The organism is Pseudomonadota bacterium (assembly GCA_030860485.1).
Taxonomy (GTDB): Bacteria; Pseudomonadota; Gammaproteobacteria; order JACCXJ01; family JACCXJ01; genus JACCXJ01.
In genome coordinates this window covers 1-21,314 of record JALZID010000243.1, presented here as the reverse complement: position 1 = coordinate 21,314, position 21,314 = coordinate 1, and the positions used below count along the sequence as shown (strand labels likewise).

At 61.6% G+C, this 21,314-nt stretch carries 20 protein-coding genes; 10 read left to right on the top strand and 10 right to left on the bottom strand.

All coding sequences use genetic code 11. The annotated features are described in order from the left end of the window. The 9 genes from M3461_15120 to M3461_15080 all read right to left on the bottom strand — a co-directional run bounded on the left by M3461_15120 (position 1) and on the right by M3461_15080 (position 10,455). Positions 1-339, bottom strand: coding sequence for an NAD(P)-binding protein (locus tag M3461_15120; protein MDQ3775579.1), 339 nt, complete (start codon positions 337-339; stop codon positions 1-3). 117 nt (positions 340-456) lie between these two features. Then, positions 457-1,752, bottom strand: a complete 1,296-nt coding sequence (locus M3461_15115; GenBank protein MDQ3775578.1) for a cobyrinate a,c-diamide synthase — start codon at positions 1,750-1,752, stop codon at positions 457-459. Between the two features lie 99 nt (positions 1,753-1,851). After that, positions 1,852-2,643 carry an HNH endonuclease gene (locus M3461_15110; GenBank protein MDQ3775577.1) on the bottom strand — a complete coding sequence of 264 codons (792 nt, stop codon included), beginning with the start codon at positions 2,641-2,643 and terminating at the stop codon, positions 1,852-1,854. 334 nt (positions 2,644-2,977) lie between these two features. Continuing rightward, a complete protein-coding gene (locus M3461_15105) occupies positions 2,978-3,313 on the bottom strand; it encodes a hypothetical protein (protein MDQ3775576.1) in 336 nt (111 codons plus the stop codon). Between the two features lie 212 nt (positions 3,314-3,525). After that, positions 3,526-6,123, bottom strand: a complete 2,598-nt coding sequence (locus M3461_15100; GenBank protein ID MDQ3775575.1) for a response regulator — start codon at positions 6,121-6,123, stop codon at positions 3,526-3,528. Between the two features lie 49 nt (positions 6,124-6,172). Continuing rightward, complete coding sequence (locus M3461_15095) at positions 6,173-6,508, bottom strand: Hpt domain-containing protein (protein MDQ3775574.1); 336 nt, start codon at positions 6,506-6,508, stop codon at positions 6,173-6,175. A gap of 128 nt (positions 6,509-6,636) precedes the next feature. Further along, positions 6,637-8,073 carry a sigma-54 dependent transcriptional regulator gene (locus M3461_15090; GenBank protein MDQ3775573.1) on the bottom strand — a complete coding sequence of 479 codons (1,437 nt, stop codon included), beginning with the start codon at positions 8,071-8,073 and terminating at the stop codon, positions 6,637-6,639. A gap of 47 nt (positions 8,074-8,120) precedes the next feature. Beyond that, positions 8,121-9,953, bottom strand: coding sequence for a glutamine--fructose-6-phosphate transaminase (isomerizing) (gene glmS / locus M3461_15085; protein ID MDQ3775572.1), 1,833 nt, complete (start codon positions 9,951-9,953; stop codon positions 8,121-8,123). A gap of 316 nt (positions 9,954-10,269) precedes the next feature. Then, a complete protein-coding gene (locus M3461_15080) occupies positions 10,270-10,455 on the bottom strand; it encodes a hypothetical protein (protein MDQ3775571.1) in 186 nt (61 codons plus the stop codon). Positions 10,456-11,178: 723 nt separating this feature from the next. Here M3461_15080 and M3461_15075 point away from each other — a divergent pair. Continuing rightward, a complete protein-coding gene (locus M3461_15075; protein ID MDQ3775570.1) occupies positions 11,179-11,691 on the top strand; it encodes a RimK/LysX family protein in 513 nt (170 codons plus the stop codon). Next, positions 11,684-11,833, top strand: a complete 150-nt coding sequence (locus M3461_15070) for a hypothetical protein (GenBank protein ID MDQ3775569.1) — start codon at positions 11,684-11,686, stop codon at positions 11,831-11,833. Before M3461_15075 ends, M3461_15070 begins: the two co-directional genes overlap by 8 nt. A 95-nt stretch (positions 11,834-11,928) precedes the next feature. On the opposite strand, the gene M3461_15065 is transcribed toward M3461_15070, so the two are convergent. Beyond that, the gene (locus M3461_15065; protein ID MDQ3775568.1) at positions 11,929-12,993 is read right to left on the bottom strand and encodes a glycerophosphodiester phosphodiesterase; all 1,065 of its coding nucleotides are present in this window, start codon (positions 12,991-12,993) and stop codon (positions 11,929-11,931) included. A gap of 147 nt (positions 12,994-13,140) precedes the next feature. Here M3461_15065 and M3461_15060 point away from each other — a divergent pair, with 147 nt between their 5' ends. From M3461_15060 to M3461_15025, 8 genes are all read left to right on the top strand, one after another. After that, the gene (locus tag M3461_15060; GenBank protein MDQ3775567.1) at positions 13,141-13,332 is read left to right on the top strand and encodes a hypothetical protein; all 192 of its coding nucleotides are present in this window, start codon (positions 13,141-13,143) and stop codon (positions 13,330-13,332) included. A 364-nt stretch (positions 13,333-13,696) separates the two neighbouring features. Continuing rightward, a complete protein-coding gene (locus M3461_15055; protein MDQ3775566.1) occupies positions 13,697-14,809 on the top strand; it encodes a DNA repair exonuclease in 1,113 nt (370 codons plus the stop codon). Positions 14,810-14,812: 3 nt separating this feature from the next. Next, the gene (locus tag M3461_15050) at positions 14,813-17,470 is read left to right on the top strand and encodes an AAA family ATPase (GenBank protein ID MDQ3775565.1); all 2,658 of its coding nucleotides are present in this window, start codon (positions 14,813-14,815) and stop codon (positions 17,468-17,470) included. 364 nt (positions 17,471-17,834) lie between these two features. Beyond that, positions 17,835-18,146: a hypothetical protein gene (locus M3461_15045; GenBank protein MDQ3775564.1), complete on the top strand. Its 312-nt coding sequence runs from the start codon at positions 17,835-17,837 to the stop codon at positions 18,144-18,146. Next, positions 18,127-18,837 carry a hypothetical protein gene (locus M3461_15040; protein ID MDQ3775563.1) on the top strand — a complete coding sequence of 237 codons (711 nt, stop codon included), beginning with the start codon at positions 18,127-18,129 and terminating at the stop codon, positions 18,835-18,837. Before M3461_15045 ends, M3461_15040 begins: the two co-directional genes overlap by 20 nt. Further along, positions 18,834-19,478 (top strand): hypothetical protein, encoded by a 645-nt coding sequence (locus M3461_15035; protein MDQ3775562.1) that lies wholly within the window; start codon positions 18,834-18,836, stop codon positions 19,476-19,478. The genes M3461_15040 and M3461_15035 overlap by 4 nt, the downstream gene beginning before the upstream one ends. 33 nt (positions 19,479-19,511) lie before the next feature. After that, positions 19,512-20,324, top strand: coding sequence for a hypothetical protein (locus tag M3461_15030; protein ID MDQ3775561.1), 813 nt, complete (start codon positions 19,512-19,514; stop codon positions 20,322-20,324). A gap of 621 nt (positions 20,325-20,945) precedes the next feature. After that, the coding region (locus tag M3461_15025; protein MDQ3775560.1) for a cyclic nucleotide-binding domain-containing protein at positions 20,946-21,314 on the top strand (369 nt) is incomplete at its 3' end.

Genomic DNA, 21,314 nt, shown 5'->3' with positions numbered 1-21,314 from the left:
TCAAGCGTCTGGAGAGCCCCTTCGAGCCCCCCCCAGCCCAACCGGCCGGGGGTTCGCCGGCGCTGGGCGCGCCTCTATGGCTCCGGAAAGGGCCTCGCCATCGCCGCGGCCGCGCGTCGCCATCGGGGGCCTTGCCTCGTCATCGTACCGAATGCCGCGGAGGCCGGCCGCATCGCCGATGACCACCTTCATCCTGTCGCGCTGAAGCATGTAGGCGGCACTCAGCCCGGCGATGCCGCCGCCGATCACGATCGCGTCGAAGCTCCGCTTGCCGCTCAAGGCCCGGTACCGGACCTCCGGCGACGTCTTCACCCACAAGGTAGGGTTGCGTTCGTTCAAGCTTGCCCATGAGGATCTCCGTTCGATACCGTGGAGTTGTTACCTGCGCAAGCGGTAAACGGTCGCGTCTTCCGCCGGCGAATAGCGATGTGGCATGCGCCATTAAGTGAAATAAAGTTACGGCTGCAATAGCTCGATGGCGACTTCGGGGCAGGACGGCAGGTACCAGTGGAGATAAGAGGCCGTGAGGCGGCCGCTTCGATAGATCGCCTCTCCCGGTGTCCCGTTCTTGCGCACGCCTTGGATACCCGCTGCCATCGCCGTCTCAAGCTTCGAGTGGTGAAAGGTGTGGCCGCGCAGCTCCCCCGCCGCGAAACGCGCCGATTGCAGGCCGAGGCCGGCCAAACGTCCCTGCATCGCTGCCCGGCCCGGCAGGATCCCGCACATCCGACCTAGGTGCCCGTCGCGATCGCGTAGTTCATCGAGCAGGTAGAGCATCCCCCCGCATTCGGCGAGCAGCGGTTTCTCGTCGGCCGCGTGCGCGCGCAACGCGTCTCTTATCCCGTCGTTGTGCGCGAGCGTAGCCAAATGCAACTCCGGGTAACCGCCAGGGAGGTAGACGCTGTCGACGGCGGGCAACGACGCGTCCGAGAGCGGTGAAAAGAACACCAGCTCTGCCCCCATCGCCCGCAACAGATCCAGATTGGCCGGGTAGACGAACGAGAAGGCCGTATCGCGGGCTATGCCGATGCGCACGCCCTCGAAGGCACGCGGGACCTCGAGCGGCGGGGCACCCGAAAAGGCCACGGGCTCGGGCAGATCGGCGAGCCCGGTCTCACCGATGGCCGCGGCCAGCGCACCCAATCTCTGATCGAGCCCGTCGATCTCCTGCGCCTGGACGAGACCCAGATGGCGCTCGGGTAATGCGAATTCCGAACGTCGGTACAGGGTACCCCAGTAGGGGATGCGGTCTGAAACACTGGATCTCAACATGCCGGCATGGCCGGCGCTCGCGACCCGGTTCGCCAACACACCGGCGAACGGGAGCCCGTTCCGATAGGTGGCCAGGCCGTGGGCGAGGGCACCGAAGGTCTCCGCCATCGCCCCGGCATCGATGACGGCGAGCACCGGGATACCGAAGCACTCGGCCAGATCGGCGCTCGAGGGCTTCCCGTCGAACAGCCCCATGACGCCCTCGATCAAGATCAACTCCGCCTCGCACGCGGCGCCATGGAGCAAACGCCGGCATTCGGCGTCGCCGACCATCCAGAGATCGAGCTGGTAGACCGGCTGGCCGCTGGCCGCCCGAAGGAGCATCGGATCGATGAAGTCGGGCCCGGTCTTGAAGACCCGCACGCGCCGCCCCCGCGCGGCGTGGTAGCGCGCGAGCGCCGCGGTGACTGTGGTCTTGCCCTGGCCCGAGGCCGGTGCGGCGATCAAGAGCGCCGCGCAGGGACGTGGTGAGTCGCTCATGGGGTAGCGGTTTTTCGAGTATCCAGATAGTTAGACCTATTATCAAGCAGGTCACGTCGCTACCCGGTGGTAATGTCAAAGGACGCCGATTGAAAGGGCCTATGTGTTCTTTTTGTGACTTATCTTCTTTCTCTCATGGCGTTTGCAGGAACCCACTCGGGTTGATGGGCTTGTTGTGGCATAAGAAAAATCTTCAAGGATCTGGGACTCGCTCTTCGCGGCTTTGGCCACGTTCTTTTTGCTCCTTCTCAGAACCTCAACGATCGCCGCGACGTAATCGTGAAAGATAAATATGAAACGATTGTTCTTTGACCATATGATGCATTCACCATCGTTAATGACTTCTGAACGCGGGTTTTGCTTGAGGTCTTTAAACGGATTCGAGCCGTGTTGATCGACGTATGAACTTTCGATGGCAGCAAGAACCTGTTTATTAACAAACCGGATATCCATAACGTAGTTATTCGGATTGTATGGCACCCGCCTCACTTTAAAGAACTGACCCTTGCCAAGGTAGTGAAGATACTCAATTAGCTCATTCCCTTTGATTGGCATTTCCATATGAACGCTGCCACTTCCTTCTTTAGCAGTAAGAATCATATCTATAAACCGTTTGGCACGACCATCTTTTTTTGTGATTGCATCTATCAGAGTGTTGAGCGCCAGCTTGTTATCAAATGACTGGGCTTTTGTAATTACACCCAATACGTAGTCGATATTGCTCTTTCTTGAATTGCATCTTCTGCAAGCGTAAAAATCCCCTTCGTCGTTTTTCCTTTTGCGAGTTAAAGCGCTATTCGGTATCAAGTGCTCTACGGACCTACTATTGTCCTTATTCTCTGCCTTGATCAATGGTTGCCAACAATAAGGGCAAATGTTGTTTTCAATCATCCGTGGTAGGACTGCGACACGGCCGCAAAGTTGAGGACGATTTCATCTATACTGCGCGCTGGTCAAGACTCCGTGAATCTCCGATAGCCCTCTAAGATCTATGTCTTCCTCGACGGAGAAGGTAAAACCGTCACGACTTGAATTCGGAGTCTCCTGGACCTCAACAGCTGCCGAAATTCGCTGCCAGCCAGATTCGCCGTGCCTTCTTTTCAATATCAGCGCAACCCTCATCTTCGTAGGTGCTGCATCGTCGAATCACTTCCTCTGCCATGAAGACTAAGGTAGAAGTCGTTGTTTTTGACCTGGACGTTGAATCTGCAGCGCAACACAGGTCTCACTTGCTGAAGGGCGTGTGTCCGAACAGCGAATTCTCGGGAATGCTCTGCCCACTGTCCACATAGTGCCCACAGAATCCCTTGTATGGGCCAGCGAAGTAGACGGTACCACCTGACGAGGTGGCAAACCCAAACTGGTAGTTCTTGGTGATCCCGCTCTCCACGCGCGTTACAAGCAGCTCACCGCCGACGGTGAGCCCATCATTCAAGGCCTGGCGAGAAGCGTAACCGATTACATAGTATGAAGCCACACCAGGTATCGGCTTCAGCCTATCCGGCAATTCGGTTGTTGCCATTCCATAGACGACCCCTGGTGAATTTGTGATGGTCGTCAAAGATCGCGCTGCACCAGCGTTCACCGTATGCCACTTGGTCCACTTAATTTCGCCTGTCATACGAGGTAATATAAGGAAGTCTTATACCCGAAGTCAACGCAGTTGAGACGTCGTCTTGAATTGTTGAGACAGATGCTAAACCTGGGTTGTACAGGGGCAGTGATGAGAAATTCGGGCCGGACCAGCGGCCGGAACTCTCCCACCGTTCCCGATCACCTGAGCAGGAGATACGGCTCGAGCGCTAGGAGCAGCGTGTCCTTCTGGATGGGCTTGGTGAGGTGGGTGGTGCAACCGGCGGCCTTGCTCTTGTCCATCTCTTCCTTGATGGCGTGTGCGGTGAGCGCGATGATCGGGGTCGCCAGCCTGCCCTCTTCGTTCTCCCAGCGGCGGATCGCGCGTGTGGCCGCGTGACCGTCCATGATCGGCATCTGGACGTCCATGAGCACCAGGCTGTAACGTCGCTCCTTGAACTTGGCGACCGCGATCTCGCCGTTCTCGGCCTCATCGATCTCGTACGGCACCCGTTTCAGATAAGCCCGGACCAGGAGGCGGTTGTCCTCGTTGTCCTCGACCAGGAGGATGGGCGATAACTGGTGGGGGCGCGTGTGCTCGCCGGTCTTGTCCCATGGTTCGTGCTCGGCCCAGGGCCGTGCCAACAAGGCCTGGTTCACGGCCCGCATCAGCTCCGCGGACTTGACCGGTTTGACGAGGTAGGCGCCCATGCCGATCGCCTGGGCCTTGACCATGTCGTCAGTCAGGTTCGATGAGGTCAGCATGAGCACGGTGTCGACCTCGCCGCCCGCGGCGCGGATCGCCTCGGCGACCTGAAAACCGTCCATGCCCGGCATCCGGCAGTCGGTGATCACCAGCCGGAAGGTCGCTCCCTTGGCCCGCGCATGGCGAAATGCCTCGAGCGCCGCGGGCCCGTCCACCGCCTCGCTGACGAGCGCCCCGTGGCCCTTCAACATCTCTCGCAGGATCAGCCGGTTAGTGGCGTTGTCGTCGATGACCAGGATGCGCTTGCCGGTGACATCGACCTCGAGACCTGGCCCCCTGGGTTCCGGCTGCGGCGCGCGCCCGAGCTTGATCGAAAACGAAAAAGTGCTGCCGCGACCGAGCTGGCTGTCGACCTTCATCCACCCGTCCATGAGCGCCACCAGGCGCTTGGAGATCGCGAGCCCGAGGCCGGTGCCGCCGTACTTGCGGGTGGTCGAAGAATCCAACTGCGAAAAGCTGCCGAAGATCATATCGAGCTTGTCCTTCGGGATGCCGATCCCGGTGTCCCGGACGGAACACAGGATGCGTTCCGGTTTGCCCGGATCACAGGACAAACTCACCACGATCTCGCCCGCCTCGGTGAACTTGATGGCATTGCCGAGGAGGTTCAGGACCACCTGGCGAAGCCGCCCGGGGTCGCCGCTCACCTGGACCGGGACATCGGGGGCCACGTGGGACAAGAGCTCGATGCCCTTCTCGTCGGCGCGTAACGCGTAGATGTCCACGGCCCCCTCGATGAGCTCGCGCAGATTGAAGGACGTATCCTCGAGCTCCAGTTGCCCGGCCTCGATCTTGGAGAAATCCAGGATGTCGTTCACGAGGCTCCGCAATGCCTCGCCCGCCTTCTTGAAGATCCCGACATATTTGCGCTGCACCTGCGACAGCTTGGTATCGTTCAGGAGCTCCGCCATCCCGATGATGGCGTTGAGCGGCGTCCGGATCTCGTGGCTCATGCTGGCCAGGAACTCCGACTTGACCCGTGACGCCTCGACGGCCTGGTCACGAGTCACCGCCAGCTCCTTGGTCTGGCGCTGCACCTGGCGCTCGATCTCGCGGGTGCGTTCCCCGAGATCCCGGGCCTGGACCTCCTTGGCCCGGGCGAGGGCCGCGAGCAACAGGCTCATGCCCACGCCCAGGACCGCCGCCGTGTAGATCAAACCCTTGTCGAGGTCCCCCCAATACACGGGTCTCTCCACGATCATCTTGGTCGAATAATGGGGAAACTGCGTCGAGGTCTCCTCGGACAGCATCGCGATCTCCCAGTCCGGCGGCCCGCCCTGGATGTTCGGGCGTTTCGAGAACACCGCTTGGCGGCCGTTGATCCCTTGCGACTCCGTATATAAAGATACACGCAGGTCGCTGTCCAGGGACGCCTGCCGGAACAGGTGGTCGGCCGCAATGGTGACTACCAGGAGCCCGACCCGGGGATCGCCCCGATCCCGGGGATCGCTCGACGGGGAGATCGGCGATGCGTGTAACGACACCGTTTTCAGCAACACGTATCCGGCCAGATCGGCTTTCGCCGAGGACGGACGGCTCGGAACGGCATGGCCCGAATCGAGCGCGGCCTGCACGGCATCGAAGGCGCGGGGATCGGAAACGAGTTCGATCTCCACCGGTGCCCGCTGCCGGCCCTCGCGTGCGATATGCATCGGGGCGAGAAAATCCGGGGCCGCGCCGGTGACGGTTTTTCCATTCGGGACCCCGAGCGCCGCGAGCGAAGGATAATAGGATATCGATTTTATATATGGGTGCCTCTTGAACAAGGCATCGACGAAGACACGAAACGACTCTCGATTGGATGAGCCGATGGAGGACAGCAACGACGCCAGGCTGCCGGTGACATCGTCGGCCGCGGTCACCCCGACCGTCACGGCCTCCCGCAGCAGCACCGATTCGAAGGCGAATTCCTTTTTCTCCGTCTCCAAGGCGTTCTGCCAGGCGAGAAACAGCAGGAAGACCGAGAACGACAGTCCGAAGCCGATAGCGACGGCGTAGGTCAGACTCTGGGAGGTGACGTCGCGGGAGACCACGCTGGCGGCGACCCTATGGCGATAGATCCGGCGGCGATTCGCCCGCTGGTTATTCAGGGTCGGGTTCGCAGACGACCTCGACCCGCGCGAGGTAGTCCTGCAAGCGCGCGAGCGCTCTGCTGACGGCATCGCCATCCGAAACCCTGGCCGCCTGCTCCAACGCCGCCCCCACCTCGCTCACGGTGTGAAAGCCGTACCCGCCGCCCGATCCCTTCATGCTGTGGCCGATGATCCAGACGCATTCCATATCGCCGCGCCCGAGTGCGCCCAGGATCGCCAGCACGTCCTTGCGCCGGTTCTCGATATACCCTGGCACGAGGTCGATCAGATCCGCATCGATCCGTGCGATGATCCTGTGGGGATCGACGGCGTCGGCTCGCTCCATCGCTAGCAGGGTCTCCGGAGGGCTCCGACGTAGGGTCTGACTCTAGCCGAGATCCAGTTACGCGCTCGGGGCGATGCCGGTGCACCGATACGCCCGCGAGGCGGCCGCTCCGCGGAACGGGACCGCGATCAATCCGCCGCTCCCTCCGATGTTTCATCCGATGCGTCACCGGGTGCTCCATCGGGCGATTCCTCCTCGACGTCACCGGGATCTTCGACACCGCCCTTGCGAAACTCCGCCGGATCGATGCGGTGTTGCTTGAGGAGCTTGTAGAACTCGGTGCGATTGCGCCCGGCGATGCGTGCGGCCGAGGCCACCTGTCCGCTCGTGATCCGCAGGACGGAGAGGAGATAATTCCTCTCGAAGGCATGCTTCGCATCGCGCAGGGACTTCAGCTCGGCCGGCTGATCGCGCAGGGCCCTCTGCGCCATACCGAGTGGGATGATATCGCCCTTGGACAAGGTCGCGCACAGCTCGACGACGTTGATGAGCTGGCGCACGTTCCCCGGCCACGGCGCGGCGGTCAGATATTCCAGTGCCTCCGGCGCAAAGCGCTTGGCCTTGAGTCTCTGACGCTTTGCCAGGCGCTCCAGGAAGTGGTCGAGCAGCACCCGGATGTCTTCCCGGCGCTCCGCGAGCGCCGGGAGATAGAGCGGCACGACATGGAGCCGGTAGTACAGGTCTTGCCGGAAACGGCCTCCCTTGACGGCCCCTTCGAGGTCGTTGTTGGTGGCCGAGATGATGCGGACATTGACCGGCACGCTGCGCGTCGATCCGATGGGCCGCACCTCGAAGTCTTGCAACACCCGCAGAAGCTTCACTTGCAGCCCGAGCGGCATATCGCCGACCTCATCGAGGAACAGGGTGCCGCCGTTCCCGGCCTGGAAGAGCCCCTCATGCCGGGTGGCCGCGCCGGTGAACGAGCCTTTCTCATGCCCGAAGAGCTCCGACTCCAGGAGCTGTTCGGGGATGGCCGCACAGTTCACCCCGATGAAGGGTTTGTCGCGCCTCGGGCTCGCCTCATGGATGGCCTTGGCCAGGACCTCTTTGCCGGTCCCGGTGCTGCCGTTGATGAAGATGGTGATGTCGGTATCGGCGACCAGCCTGGCTTGATCGATCACCTCGGCCATCTTGGGGCTCCGATAGATGAGCCCCTTGCCGAACCCGGGTCCTTGTGTCGTCTCGGCACCGGAGGCGATGCGCAGGGTCTTGCAGATCTGATCGACCAACTCGGCCCGTTCGAGCGGTTTGATCAGGAACTCGGAGATCCCGAGGTGCATGGCCTTAACGGCATCCCGGACCTGGGCCTGGCCGCTCAGCATGATCACGGGCATGAGCGGATTGTGCCGGTGGATCTCGGTCAGGAGCGTCATCCCGTCCATGCCCCGCATCACCAGATCCGTCACCACGATGTCGGGGCGCGTGATGTCGATGCGCTGTAAGGCATCCACGCCGGACGGGGCGCTATCCACATAGAAGCCGGCCTCCGCGAGCCAGGTGCAGAGGAGCGTCACCATGTCCCGGTCGTCATCGACGACCAGGACGCGATATTTATCGAGTTGCATGCTTTCGACGTTGGACGGCATTGAGGCTCCGGTGGCCCTTCGGTGATCTACTCGACGGTGACCGACTTCGCAAGGTTGCGCGGCTGATCCACATCCGCCCCTTTGAGCACGGCCACGTGGTAGGCCAGAAGCTGCAAGGGCACAGTATAGAGGATAGGGGCGATCAGGTCCCCGACGGGAGGCACCTCGACGACCTCGACGCCGGGCGAGGCCTTGATCTCGACGCTCGGATCGGCGAAGACGAAGAGCCTGCCGCCGCGCGCCCGCACCTCTTCGAGGTTGGACATGAGCTTTTCCAGGAGCGCATTGTTGGGCGCCACGGCGATGACGGGCATGTCCTCATCCACGAGCGCCAGCGGGCCGTGCTTGAGCTCCCCGGCCGGGTAGGCCTCGGCATGGATATAGGAGATCTCCTTGAGCTTCAAGGCCCCCTCCATGGCTACCGGGTACAAGGCGCCACGCCCGAGGTACAGGGTGTGATGCTTGTCCGCAAACCGCTCCGCGAGGTGCCGGATCCGCTCGTCCGACTCCAGGATCTGACCGAGCAGCCCCGGTACGCTTTCGAGCTTCGCCACCAGCGAGCTCTCGGCGTCTCTGTCGATTCCGCGTCGCCGACCGAGCGCGATCACCAGCATCAAGAGGGCCGTGAGCTGGGTCGTGAAGGCCTTGGTCGAGGCCACTCCGATCTCGGGACCGGCGCGGGTCAGGAACACCAGGTCCGCCTCGCGCGTCAGCGAGCTCTCCGGCACGTTGCAGATGGCGAGCGTCGCGGCGTAGCCCAGGGTTCTGGCCTCGCGCAATGCCGCGAGCGTATCGGCGGTCTCGCCCGACTGGGAGATCGCCACGATCAGCGTCCCGGGCAGGACCACCTGCCGGCGGTAGCGAAACTCACTGGCCACCTCGACGCTGCACGGGACGCCGGCCACCGCCTCCATCCAGTAGCGCGCCACGAGTCCGGCATGGTAGCTCGTCCCACACGCCACGATCTGGATGGCCCGCACCCGATCGAACACGCCGGGCGCGGCAAATCCGAAGGCGTCCTCGACGACGCGCCCGGCGAGCACACGACCCTCCAGGGTGTCGGCCACGGCCCGCGCCTGGGTGAAGATCTCCTTCTGCATGTAATGCCGGTAGCCGGCCTTGTCCGCCGCGTCCGCGGACAGGCTCGAGATCGATACCGGGCGTTCGACGCGCTGTCCATGGAGGTCGTAGATCTCGACCGACTCCCGGCGGAGATCGGCGACATCGCCCTCTTCCAGATGGATGAAACGCTGCGTCACCGGCAGGAGCGCGAAGACGTCGGAGGCGATGAAGTGCTCGCCGATCCCGATGCCGATGACGAGCGGGCTGCCGCGCCGCGCGGCCACCAGGCGGCCGGGCTCCTGGGTGCTGATGACGCCGAGCGCATAGGCCCCTTCGAGCTCGGCCCGGGCATCCAGGACGGCGCGCAAGAGGTCCTTGCCCTTTTGGAGATGGAAATGGATTTGGTGGACGGCGACCTCGGTGTCGGTCTCGGAGGTGAGCTCGTAGCCGAGCGTCCTCTGGCGCGCACGCAGCGCCGCGTGATTCTCGATGATCCCGTTATGGACCAGCGCCACAGCGTCGTGCGATACGTGGGGGTGGGCGTTGCGGGTGCTCGGTTCCCCGTGCGTCGCCCAGCGCGTATGCGCGATGCCGGTGGTGCCGGAAAGCGTATGCTCTGCAAGCGCCGCTTCGAGCACGCCGACCTTGCCGAGCACCCGCAGCCGCTCCAGGCGGCTCCGGCCGTCAACGATCGCTACCCCGGCCGAGTCGTAGCCTCGGTACTCGAGCCGTTTCAGACCCTCGACGAGGATCGGTGTGACGTCGCGCTGTGCTACGCCACCGACGATGCCGCACATCGGTCATTCCCCTCCAATCAGGCCCACCGCTCGGACACCGGCGTTAGCGACCGCTTGGGCTACCGGGATGACACTCCGGATCGACGCCTCGCCGGTGCCGGCACGGGGCACGCGGTGTCCGGATCCGGGCGCGGCCGCAGGGTGTGCCCTGCACGGTCACCCATCGCGCTTCTTGACCCCCTCGACCGGAAGGAGCTGGGATTTGAGGAAGAGATCCCTGAGAGACCTCAGTTGAAATCCAGGCCCATCGCGGACCCCCCCACGGCTCCCCTTTTGTTGAAAAGGGGAGCGCAAGGGGATTTTGCAACCTTAGGGCCTATTCGTCTTCGTCATCGACGACATCGACACACTCGTCGTCGGTCCATGCACAATCCGGTGCCGCTGCGCATTCGGCTTCCGACGTGTTCTCGTCGCACTCTGCCTCGGCACCTGTTCCTTCATCGTCTTCCTGTTGGGCTAAAATGATTGGTGGTGCGTTGTACGGAGTCACCTGGGCTTTCAATGCCGGGAGCTCCTCAGCTCCTATCGCGATTGCTTGGTATAGCAGGAGTGCCACTAACGGTATATATCTCATCTTTGTTCTCCTATCGGATATTTCAATATCACCTTCCGGCGTCCTGGCACCCTCCTATTCGCTCATAGCAAGGCGCTTCACATACTTTAACAGACCGAAGTCAATTCCAATAGAGGTTTGAGTCTGAACGAAGGGAGGAGCTGAGGCATCAGGCAACGCGCTCGGATCGGCGATGGATGGATTGAAACGGGCGCCCCCCTGGCTTCGTTGAGCTGCTGGACGGCCTGGTTGCCGGGTCAGTCGGCTGGCCTCGGCCTGGAGGCCGGCCAGGGTGCTGCCGGGCTTTGAGGCAAGGTGTTGGCATCGGGCAGCGAGGCCAGGTTCTCCAAGGGCGTCTTGACCAGCCGTTGGGGGTAGCTCTGCTTACTTTGCCCTTGGCATCGGTGGTGTCCTCGGCGAACAGGCGGCGGTGGAAGTTGCGGTAAGGATTAAGGGATGCGGCGCAGAAGACGTTGATTTGCATCGGATAACGCTGCGAGGATGGCGGACGATCTGCCCTCGGTCACGCAGTCCACGGCGTTGTGGGGTTATGCCCCCTTTCCCCCTCCCCTCATCGCCCTGGTGGACGCAGCCCGGGCGGCCGTCCGCCTGCGGGGCGCGGCGCTCTGCGGCTAGAGCTGCCTGGCCACCGAGACTAAAATCGCCCGCTTTATGCCGACGCTTCCCCGCCCTTCGATGTCTCTCGCCCTGCTCCTCTGCGCCCTCTTCGTGCCGCAGTCAGGGCTGACGATGCCGGTGGTCGGCTGGGTCGAGCGGGTCAAGATCTACCCCGGCGAGATCATCCTGGAGGCCAAGCTCGACACCGGCACCAAGACCGCTTCGATCGACGCCCGCGACATCGAGACCTTCGAGCGCAAGGGCACCCCGTGGGTGCGCTTCCGGATCGTGAACCGCGATGCGCACGGCCTGGCCCTGGAACGCCCCTTGGTGCGCGAGACCAAGATCCAGCGCCACTTCGGCAAGCGCCAGCGGCGGCCGGTCGTCAAGCTGGGGGTGTGCGTCGGGGACCTTTACCGGGAGGTCCAGGTCAACCTGGTGAACCGCAGCGGTTTCATCTACCCGATGTTGATCGGGCGGATGTTCATGAAGAAACAGTTGCTCGTGGACCCGGCGCGCCGCTACACCGTCGCTCCCAAATGCGCCCAGGCCCCCAAGGATGGGTAACCGCCATGTCTATTGGCTCGCGACCGTGCTCATGGTCCTGGGCCTGGGGCCATCCCTGTACCTGGTCGCCCAGCTTAGGGCACACACGGCGAGCCGGCACTTCGAGCGGATCTGCTCTGGGTTCATCGGCGGTTCCTCATGAGGGGGAAGGATACCCGAGTAGCCCGTCGACATGGCTTGATGGGTACACCCGTTTCCCTGCGGACAGGAAAGGTCGGGATCCGGGTTCCAAACCAGTTAGCCGGGATTTGTCACCACTGCCCGTCGCATCGTGCGCACGGCGATCCGCGGGTGATCGGTGAAGACACCATCGATGCCGAGATCGAGGAAGGCCGAAAGCTCGCTGTCGAGATCCCCGAGCGCCGCCGGATCGGTCCCGGTGCGCGATGCGGCGGGGAGGAAGGCGTTCTCGGCACGAAAGGTCCAGGCGTGTACCAGGAGCCCCGCGGCGTGGGCGTCGGCGACGAGCGTGGTCGGCTGCCCCAGAGAGCCGTCCTCTGCGCGGGGGATGAGCACGTCCTTGCTCGGGCCGATGGCCCGCGCATAGGTCGCGATCTCGGCGAGGCCCGTCGGAACCAGAAGATCGGCGTAGCGGCGCGGATCGCCGCAGAGCACGAAATCATAGGGTTTGCCCTCCGCCTCGATGAGCTGCACGAGCGGCAGCGCCGTCATCCGGGATAGCGCCTTGAGATTGGCGACCTCGAAGGACTGGATGAACACCGGGGCATCCGGCCGACCGTATCCGTGGCGCTCCAGGCCGTCGATGAGCCGCGCCTCGAGCGGGAGCCCTAGGTCGCGGAAGTAGCTCGGGTGTTTGGTCTCGGGATACAGACCGATGGGACTCGGTCGCGGCCGGCCGAGCATCAGGGCGTCACGGGCCCGGCGTTCGTTCATGGCCAGGACGAGGTTCAGGACCTCCTCGAAACTCGGGACCTCGAACCGCCCGTCGAAGCGGGCGTTGTGGGGCCGGATCCCGGGAAGGCGCTCTTTCGCCCGCAGCGTCTTGATCTCGGCGAGGGTGAAGTCTTCGGCGAACCAGCCGGTCACGGGCTCGCCGTCGATGTGCCTGACGGTCCGGCGAGCGGCGAATTCCGGACGGGAAGCGACATCCGTGGTGCCGCCGATCTCGTTCTCGTGACGCGCGATGAGCACGCCGTCGGCCGTGCTGACGAGGTCCGGCTCGATGAAATCGGCGCCCTGCTCGATGGCCATCCTATAGGCCGCGAGCGTGTGCTCGGGGAGATAACCGCTCGCCCCGCGATGGGCGATGAGGAGGGGTTTCGCGGGGCGATATTCCGTCATGTTCCTTGCGCGGGAGGGGACAGAGGACGACGATACTATACTCGTCCGTGGCAGGATACCCGCTGACTGGTGCTGATTCCATATCCAAGGGCGGTATCTCACGAGGGGCTTTTCTGAAAGCCAGCGGCCGCCGGCGGCGGGCTGCTGTTGAGCTTCAGCCTACCCGTGCTGATGCGTAATGCCGAGGCTGCCGGCACTCCCACGGCGAACACCTTCGCGCCCAACGCCTTTATCCGCATCGACCGTCAAGGTCGCGTGACGCCGGTGGTGTACGCGGCCTCGCCGATCTCCTTCGAGCGCTCGGGGACTACCGGCGCTAGCGGGCAGGGCTCGCCATGAGATGCCTCATCGGTCTGGGTCCCTACAGGATGGCCCCGGCTTGTTGCGCAGGACCTCCTGATGGGATAAAACGTCGCCGGGAGAATCATCAATCGCTGGGTGTCTCGATCGTAACCGATGAGCCTTTCTTCGAGCTCCACCTCGCGATCTTCGGCTTGGAGGTATATAACCCGCTCTGGGACATCTTGACGGGCATTGGGCTCGCGTCCCTGAGAACAACGCCCAGCTCGTGGACATTCAAGCCCTGCCGGGGCGTGAGGGCATCGCCACCACAGATCTACACGCACGCGGGCCAGGGGCTGAGCAAGTCGGTGGCGGGTACATGAGCCCGTTTTAGAGAGGCCGTCTGTGGCATGGCTATTCTATGGGCATCCGCTTTCTGCATACGGCTGATCTTCAGATCGGGAAGGGCTTTGGCCAGTTTCCTTCCGATATTGCCGCGGCCTTGCGCGCCGAGCGCCTTGAGACGCTTAAGCGTATCGCATCGCTCGCTCGGGATATCGCTGTAGATGTGGTGCTCGTCGCGGGCGATTGCTTCGATGATATCGCAGTTGCTGATGAAACCCTGCGGCGATTCAAGGTGGCGCTGGAGCCGTTTGACGGAACCTGGGTATTGTTGCCGGGCAACCACGACCCCGCAATCGCGGAGTCGCCCTGGAGCAGGCTGAAGCGCCTCTGTCTGCCCACAAACCTGATCATCGCAGATCGGCCCGAGCCGATCGCCATCGGCAGCAAGGCGATGGTCCTACCGGCGCCACTACGACGCCGGCGTGATACTGCAGACCTCACCGACTGGTTCGACACGGCGGCGACCAAAGAAGGCCTGATCCGCATTGGGCTTGCCCACGGCTCTGTGCGGGAATTCCTTCCGGCAGCTAGTGAGGCCTCCAATCCCATCGCCCTCAACCGCGCGGATAGGGCTCGGCTCGATTATCTGGCGCTCGGTGATTGGCATGGCCGATTACAAGTTTCAGAGCGGGCATGGTATTCGGGCACGCCCGAGCCGGATCGCTTTCGGGCGAATGATCCGGGCTACGTACTCGACGTCACGATCGAAAGCCCCGGAGCTGTGCCGGTCGTCGAGCCGATCGCGGTCGCCACTTACCGGTGGATGCAGCGGAACATCGATATCGCCCCCGGCGGCGCCGAAGATATCCGCGGCGCGCTCGGTGGCACGGAGGGAGACCTGCAACGTCTGGTCCTTCGCCTCGATCTGCAGGGAACTATCGACCTCGCTACCCGGGCGGCCGTGGACGAGGTGCTTGGAGATCTTAGAGCACGCGTGCCGTACCTGGAGGAAAGCAACGCCAGACTGATTGTGGAGCCGACCGAGGATGATCTCGATGCGATCGACACGGCCGGCTTTGTCCGGGTCGCGATGGATCGGCTGCGTGAGAAGCTGCAAGGACCGGAGGCAGAGGTGGCGCGGCGCTCGCTCGTTCTGCTCTACGGCCTGCATCACCGAAGCGGCGGGTAAGACATGTACATCCGGCGCATCGCGGTGCGCAACTTTCGCAAGCTCGTCACGCCGGTGGTGATCGAGGAGCTCGGCGACGGTGTCACGGTGATCGCCGGTGACAACGAAGAGGGCAAGAGCACGCTCCTCGACGCCATCCGTGCCGGTCTCTTCGAACGCCACACCCTGACCGGCAGGGCGGTCGAGGTGATGCAGCCCTTCGGTTCCGCGGTGCGGCCGGAGATCCAGCTCGCCTTCGAGATTGACGGGGAGAACTATACGATCATTAAGGGCTTCGCTCAAAAGCCATCGGCCCGGCTGACCACACCGAACGGGACGTTCGAGGGGCCGGCTGCTGAAGAGCGGCTGGCTGAGCTACTGACATTCCGAGTACCGCAGCGCGGCGAGTCCAAGCCCGACGACAGGGGGGTGCTGGGTCTGTTCTGGCTGGAGCAGGGTCGTGGGTTGGAGGGGCTTGGGCTTGGAGAGGCAGGACGCTCGACTTTACGCGCGTCGCTGGAGGAAGAGGTTGGCGACGTTCTCGGCGGAGCCCGCGGGCGCAGGCTGCTGGAGGCAGCAAGGGCAAAACGCGATGCCCTGCTTACTGCGACGGGCAAGCCCCGAGGCGAGCTTACCACCGCGATTAACGAGGCTGTGAAGGCCACGGCACTTGTCGGCAAGCTCGAAGCCGAGCGCGAAGAGTACGACCAGGAGATCGCCGAGCTGGCGCGGGTCCGTCGCGAGCTAGCGCGGATCGAAACTGATCGTGACCTGGAAAAGGTGCAGCAAGCACTCACCGAGGCGCAGCAGCAAGCCACGTTGATCGAGGGCCTGCGCCAGCAGGATGAGGCGGCTTCGCAGACAGTTGCTCTAGCTCGGGCCCAGTTGGAGAACCTGAGCGACCGATGGATGCGCCGCCAAGCGCTGATCGAGTCTGTTTCAAACCAGGAGCGGGCAGTGGAAGCGGCCCAGACGGTTCTGGCCAAGCTCGAAGCGGAAACTCAAGGCGTCGTTGGGAGGCACGAAGCGGCCACAGCGGACCTAGCGACCGCGACCGAAAACAGGAGCGCCGCAGAGGCGTCCGTGACCCTTTCCCAGACTCTAGCTCGGATGGAGGCGCTCGACAAGGAAATCGCGGAGATCGATCAACGGCTTGCAAAGGCGAACGAGCTAGTGGCCCAACGGGCAGCGGCGCAGCAATGCCTGGTGGGCATCAAGATTGACCGAACGGCCTACGAGCGCTTGCAGGGTCTGGAAGGCGCTGTCCGCGAGGCGCGGGTGACGCTCGGGGCCGTTGCGACCCGCGTGCGCTTCATGCCGTCAGGCAGTCAGGCAATCAGGAAAGGCGACCAAGAGGTGCCCGCCGAAGAGACTATGCAAGTGACCGAGGCCACACGCTTTGCGCTGGAAGGTTTCGGCACGGTCGATGTCGAGCCCGGTGCCTCGGATCTCGCAGACCGCCGATTGGGACTCAAGGAGCCCGAGAAAGCGCTCGCAAAGGCGTTTGCCGCCGCGGAGGTCGCAGATCTCGATGAGGCAAAGGCCAAGCTTGCCGAACGCACCGAAGCCGAGACCCTCATTAACGAAGCGAAGCGGCTGATCGCGGCGTACGCACCGGAAGGTCTGGACGGATTGAAGGCCGCACACGGCGACAAGTGCGCTGAGCGGAAGCAGCTCGACAAAACGCTCGACCTGTCCCCGGCAGGGGATATTGCGGACCCTGATACTGAGACACGTGCGCTGGTTTCCGCCAAGGCCGCAGAGGAGACTGCGAGGAACGCGCGCGACAAAGTGCGGGAGGAGCGGTGGGCGCACGCCACCGATCTCGCGATCGCTCAGCAGGCAATGGAATCAGCCGAACAGGTGGTGCGTAGCGCGAGGGGAGATCTGGAGGCCACCCGAGCGGAAATCTCCGAGGCGGATCTTGCAGCCAGGTTGAAGAACGCGCGAGAGGCGCTAAGCAAGGCCGAGCGCCAGAAGGCGGAAACCGAGCGGCAAATTGCTGCCGCCAACCCTGAAGAGGTCGAACTGCGACGAGAACAGGCCAGCGCCGCGCTACACAACGTCGAGGCGGAACAGCGCCGCCTGCGCGACGCCGCGATTGGGCTCGAAAACAGGCTGACCGCGCTTGGCAAGAACGGCATCGGTGAGCTACTCGAGGAGGCACGGGGGCACGAGGCTCAAGCCTTAGCCAGAAGGGATCGCCTCAGGGCCGATGCGCAGGCCTGGGACCTTCTGGTCGAGACCCTGGTCAGCGCCGAGCGCGACGCAAAGGAGGCCTTTCTCGAACCGGTTCTCAAGCGTGTCGACCCGTTCCTTCGACTTCTCTTGCCCGACGCGCGGCTCACACTCGATGAGGAGACGCTGGAGATCACCGGGGTCGCGCGCGACGGTCGCGAAGAACCCTATGAGGTTTTGAGCGTCGGAACTCGCGAGCAGCTATCCATTCTCGTGCGGCTCGCCTTTGCCGTCTACTTAGGAGAGAAGGGCCTTCCCGCGGCCGTCATCCTCGATGATGCGCTTGTCTACGCGGATGAGGACCGCTTCGAGCGGATGCAACTCGCCCTGCGCAAGGCGGCGGAGACCGTCCAGGTCTTGATTCTGACCTGTCGGCCGCGCGACTGGCGCCAGTTCGGCGCTCCAATCCGGCGTTTGGCCGATGGGCGAGCGAACGAGCTCTGAGCTTAGCTGATGCCTGAACACGACCCTCTGAGATTTGCGACGGAACTGAGCGCGAAGCTCGCCACTCGGTCGCGTCATGTTTGCGTCTTTCTGGGCGCGCGGGTGGCCCTAGCGTGCGGGTTACCAGACATCGCCCAGTTGCAGCTTGGCGACTACCGGCGCCGGCGGGCAGGCTCCCCATGAGACGCCTCATCGATCTGGGTCCCTACAGGACGGCTCGGCTTGTTGCGCAGGAGCTCCTGCGGGGGTAAAATCGCCAGGAGAATCATCGACCGCATGGGTGTCTCGATCGTACCCGATGAGAGTTTCTTCGAACTCCACCTCGCGATCTTCGCCTGGCAATAACAACCAGCTCTAAGATATCATGACGGGCACCGGCCTCGCGTCCCTGAGAACAACGCCCAGCTCGTGGACATTCAAGCCCTGCTGGGGGCATAAGGGCATCGCCACCGCGCAAGTCTACACGCACGCGGGGCAGGAGCGGCTGAGCAAGCTGGTGGCGGACACTTGGCGTTTTAGAAAGATCTTAATGTGGCTGCCTCCGGCGAAAGCGGCCATTGAATTTGAAGGCGAAGTCGAATGCAATATCATGAAACTGCTGCAACTTATCATTCTCATTAAACTTGCGTATTTCTCGATTATGGCAGAGGTTGCCGATGATCCTAGATTCATATAAGCCGACTACACTGATTTTCCAAATTCAGTATGCAAACGCGTACGAACTTTGGGACCGTGCAGGCGCAATCGGCAGGCGCCTAGGCAAAATATGGTCCGGCCTAACCCTTAGGGAGGGGCAACCTCAGCATCAAACGTTGGCCGGTAAGGGCGTAACTGTACAGACTGCGATCGCCAGATCAACGATAACACTTTCAGGAGAGAAGGTCTTTGAGGAACACAACGTGCTACAGATAAAGGAGACGTTTGAGGTATGGCGGGACACACTTGATTTGAGTACTCTTGACCGAGTAAGCACCCGTGTAACGTACTCAAGAGAATTTGTATCCTTAAAAGAAGCGAACGCCGAGTTATTCGCTTTGAACCTCGCACGATGGCCAAATACGAAGGTTTTTGATCAGCCGTTGGAATCTGAGAAGAATGGACTGGACATAGCATTTCGCTTTGAGGACCAAAGTTCATTCTCTGTATTGAGACTCAAGGCCGAGGAACTCAAGGTTGAAGCAGAGCTTGATCCTGAAATCTTTGACGAATCGACGATCACGAAGAAAAAGACTCGGCTAGTCATAGATTTTGACAGAGGGCTATTGGGCTCGGTCGATGCGGGGAAGTTTCGGGCCGATGAATGGATTAAGGGGTATCAACATATACTGCGCAGGGATATTGAAAAAGTCTTGAAGGGGAAAGCATGACAGCGACCATCATTCCGTGGAATAAGCCTGGTGTGGCGCGGTTGCCGTCGGCAATGACTGAGATCACCGAAACGACGGTGTCTGAAGCGCCGCGTCTACGACGCCGCAGCGCGTTTAGCAGCACTAATTTGGATGACGAAGACACAAGAAAAGAGGAAGCCACGCCTTTACCAGTTGAAAGAATATATCCCCACGTCTTTGACGAAAATCTAAGCGCTGGCCAAGCTACGGTACATGTTCACAACGCTGTGCGAGATGCTCAGTTGGCAGTTGAAGCATTCGGTGAACCAGACTTACAGGCAGTTGCGACTTACCTCGGTCAGATTGCAGCAGTGATGGGCAGCGCTTATCCGCTGACCGAATTTAATGAAAGCCTTGGAGGCGTAGTTGCGTTTGTTCGCAGAGCGACGTTAGCTGCTTCGAGTGCTGAACTTTCTCGTTCAGCATTAAATGCCCTGGTTTATGTACTTCAATCGCTTGTCTCGAATCCAATGTTAGATTTGAATGAGGCCAGCGATTTGGTTGATAAGCTTGCAAACGAAGGGTGGCAAGGAGAACACAAGGTCGCAGATGAGCTAGTTGCTGCACTGCTTTACCAATCGGCCTCGGATGACTACGAAAGGCAAGCATTGTTGTCCTAAGTTTACAGGTCCCGGATCACTAGGAGGGAATAGTTGGCTGGCAGTTTTCTTGATACCACAGTAATTATCGACATTGCAGATAAGACTGTGCCAGGCAAGGCGAGAGCCGAAGCATGCATTACGGCTAACCGCCCTGCTGAAGCTCCTTATTACGCGCTGAGAGAATTGCTGGCGGGACATGTGCAAATCCTATGTGATTCCCATAATGTAATAGCCGCGGCTGCGAACCATGCTGAGGCGCTGCTAGCATTACTAAATAGGTCCCCGGCGGAAGGACGCAAGCGGGAAGCTAAGCTTCTGGCTCTTAGCACCTCGTTAAAGTGCATTTTTGATGTAAATCCTTCCGGCGATCGGCTATATTTGAAGCGTGAGTTGCTTCAGAGTTTAGCGTTGAGGGTAACTGGCTTGTGGCGAAGGGCGCACAACCTCAATGCAGTCGGCATGGTCCAGTTTTTAGGCTGTTTCAATGACGGTACGATTTCCTACGGTCTCTCTGGTGAATTGAGAGGACCTCGGAATTCGTTCAATTGTATTAAATCTGAACGTTGTGCCGCAGCTGCATACCTCTATGACAACAAGAACTACTTGAAAAAGATGATCGATGCGCTTCACCCGACCAGGTTAGACTCGTCGGTCGCCAATAAGACGGAAATCCAGCAGCGTCGTAAGGCATTGAAGGAACTGGTTTCGAAGGGTCCGAGCGCGTTTCATAAAGGTAGATGCAGGGCTCTCGGGGATGCCTATTTTGCAGCTATGTGTCCAGCTGGATCTGATGTGGTAACAACCAACATTCAAGATCATCTGCCCCTCTGTTTGGCGTTGGGGAAGAGAGCAATAACCCCCTGAATTAGTTTGCAATGTGACTACTTGAACGGCTCGGTCGGGTACCGCCTTCTCGGCATGCTGGTCGCATACCGATCAGGAGTAGCCATTCGGCGAAATACTAAATTGGGGGCGTCCTCACACTGGCACAGCTCTTTCAGTCAGACAGGCGCAGTGGAATACCCTACGCTTCCCGGCGAAGCGAAAGAAGCCGCGTCCGAGCACACTCCTGATGCCATATACCTGCGCAACGTGGAACCGGCACGCTTCGAGCGGCCAACGCGCTACGCGACGAATGCCGAGGGCGAAGCGGTGCAGGTCGCCGCCAGCCCTACGGGCCAATAGCGAGTGAGACATGGGTTTCGTGAAAGTTAGCCAAACAGATTCGAAATTTCAAGTACCTAGACATGCTCGCGCTCCCTCCGGGACGGCACCGAGACACTCCCTCCCCTGTCCGTGCTTTTTGCGGACGGGGGCGGGGAGGGGGTTAGTTAGACCTACACGCGCTGACCAAGCCCTTTCCTGGGCGCGGCGCCTCTACCCCCACCGTAACCGTGGTGGTGGGTGGGCAGGGAGGACATGTCCGGTTGGCAAATCGGGCGCTTGAGCGTCTAATGCGTGCAGGACCCGAGGCTGGAGCTCACCATGGCTAGCGATGCACCGATCGAGATCGTGACCACCCGGCGCCATCAGATGTTTCCGGTGCTGAGCGAGTCGGAGATCGCGCGTATCATCCGGTTCGGCAACCTGCGTCGCTACGGGCGCGGTGCCCGCCTGTTCGCGGCGGGGGAGCCCGGTCCCGGCATGTTTGTCGTGTTGAAGGGTGTCGTGGCGATCAGCCAGCGTGATGGCCTGGGCCATGTGGTTCCCGTCGTGCGTCTGGGGCGCGGAGAGTTTAGCGGTGAGATCGCTCAACTCTCCGGCCGCCACGGGCTGGTGGACGGGTATGCCGAGGAAGACGTCGATACCCTTCTCGTGCCGCCCGGTCAACTGCGCGCTCTCATCATCGCCGAG

What these genes read in the sequence shown, in the direction of transcription:
- M3461_15075 (MDQ3775570.1), top strand. Translation starts at nt 11,179, where the DNA reads ATGCCGACGCTTCCCCGCCCTTCGATGTCTCTCGCCCTGCTCCTCTGC.
- glmS (MDQ3775572.1), bottom strand. Translation starts at nt 9,953, where the DNA reads ATGTGCGGCATCGTCGGTGGCGTAGCACAGCGCGACGTCACACCGATC.
- M3461_15055 (MDQ3775566.1), top strand. Translation starts at nt 13,697, where the DNA reads ATGGGCATCCGCTTTCTGCATACGGCTGATCTTCAGATCGGGAAGGGC.
- M3461_15090 (MDQ3775573.1), bottom strand. Translation starts at nt 8,073, where the DNA reads ATGCAACTCGATAAATATCGCGTCCTGGTCGTCGATGACGACCGGGAC.
- M3461_15070 (MDQ3775569.1), top strand. Translation starts at nt 11,684, where the DNA reads ATGGGTAACCGCCATGTCTATTGGCTCGCGACCGTGCTCATGGTCCTG.
- M3461_15110 (MDQ3775577.1), bottom strand. Translation starts at nt 2,643, where the DNA reads ATGATTGAAAACAACATTTGCCCTTATTGTTGGCAACCATTGATCAAG.
- M3461_15040 (MDQ3775563.1), top strand. Translation starts at nt 18,127, where the DNA reads ATGATCCTAGATTCATATAAGCCGACTACACTGATTTTCCAAATTCAG.
- M3461_15035 (MDQ3775562.1), top strand. Translation starts at nt 18,834, where the DNA reads ATGACAGCGACCATCATTCCGTGGAATAAGCCTGGTGTGGCGCGGTTG.
- M3461_15095 (MDQ3775574.1), bottom strand. Translation starts at nt 6,508, where the DNA reads ATGGAGCGAGCCGACGCCGTCGATCCCCACAGGATCATCGCACGGATC.
- M3461_15045 (MDQ3775564.1), top strand. Translation starts at nt 17,835, where the DNA reads ATGACGGGCACCGGCCTCGCGTCCCTGAGAACAACGCCCAGCTCGTGG.
- M3461_15050 (MDQ3775565.1), top strand. Translation starts at nt 14,813, where the DNA reads ATGTACATCCGGCGCATCGCGGTGCGCAACTTTCGCAAGCTCGTCACG.
- M3461_15065 (MDQ3775568.1), bottom strand. Translation starts at nt 12,993, where the DNA reads ATGACGGAATATCGCCCCGCGAAACCCCTCCTCATCGCCCATCGCGGG.
- M3461_15115 (MDQ3775578.1), bottom strand. Translation starts at nt 1,752, where the DNA reads ATGAGCGACTCACCACGTCCCTGCGCGGCGCTCTTGATCGCCGCACCG.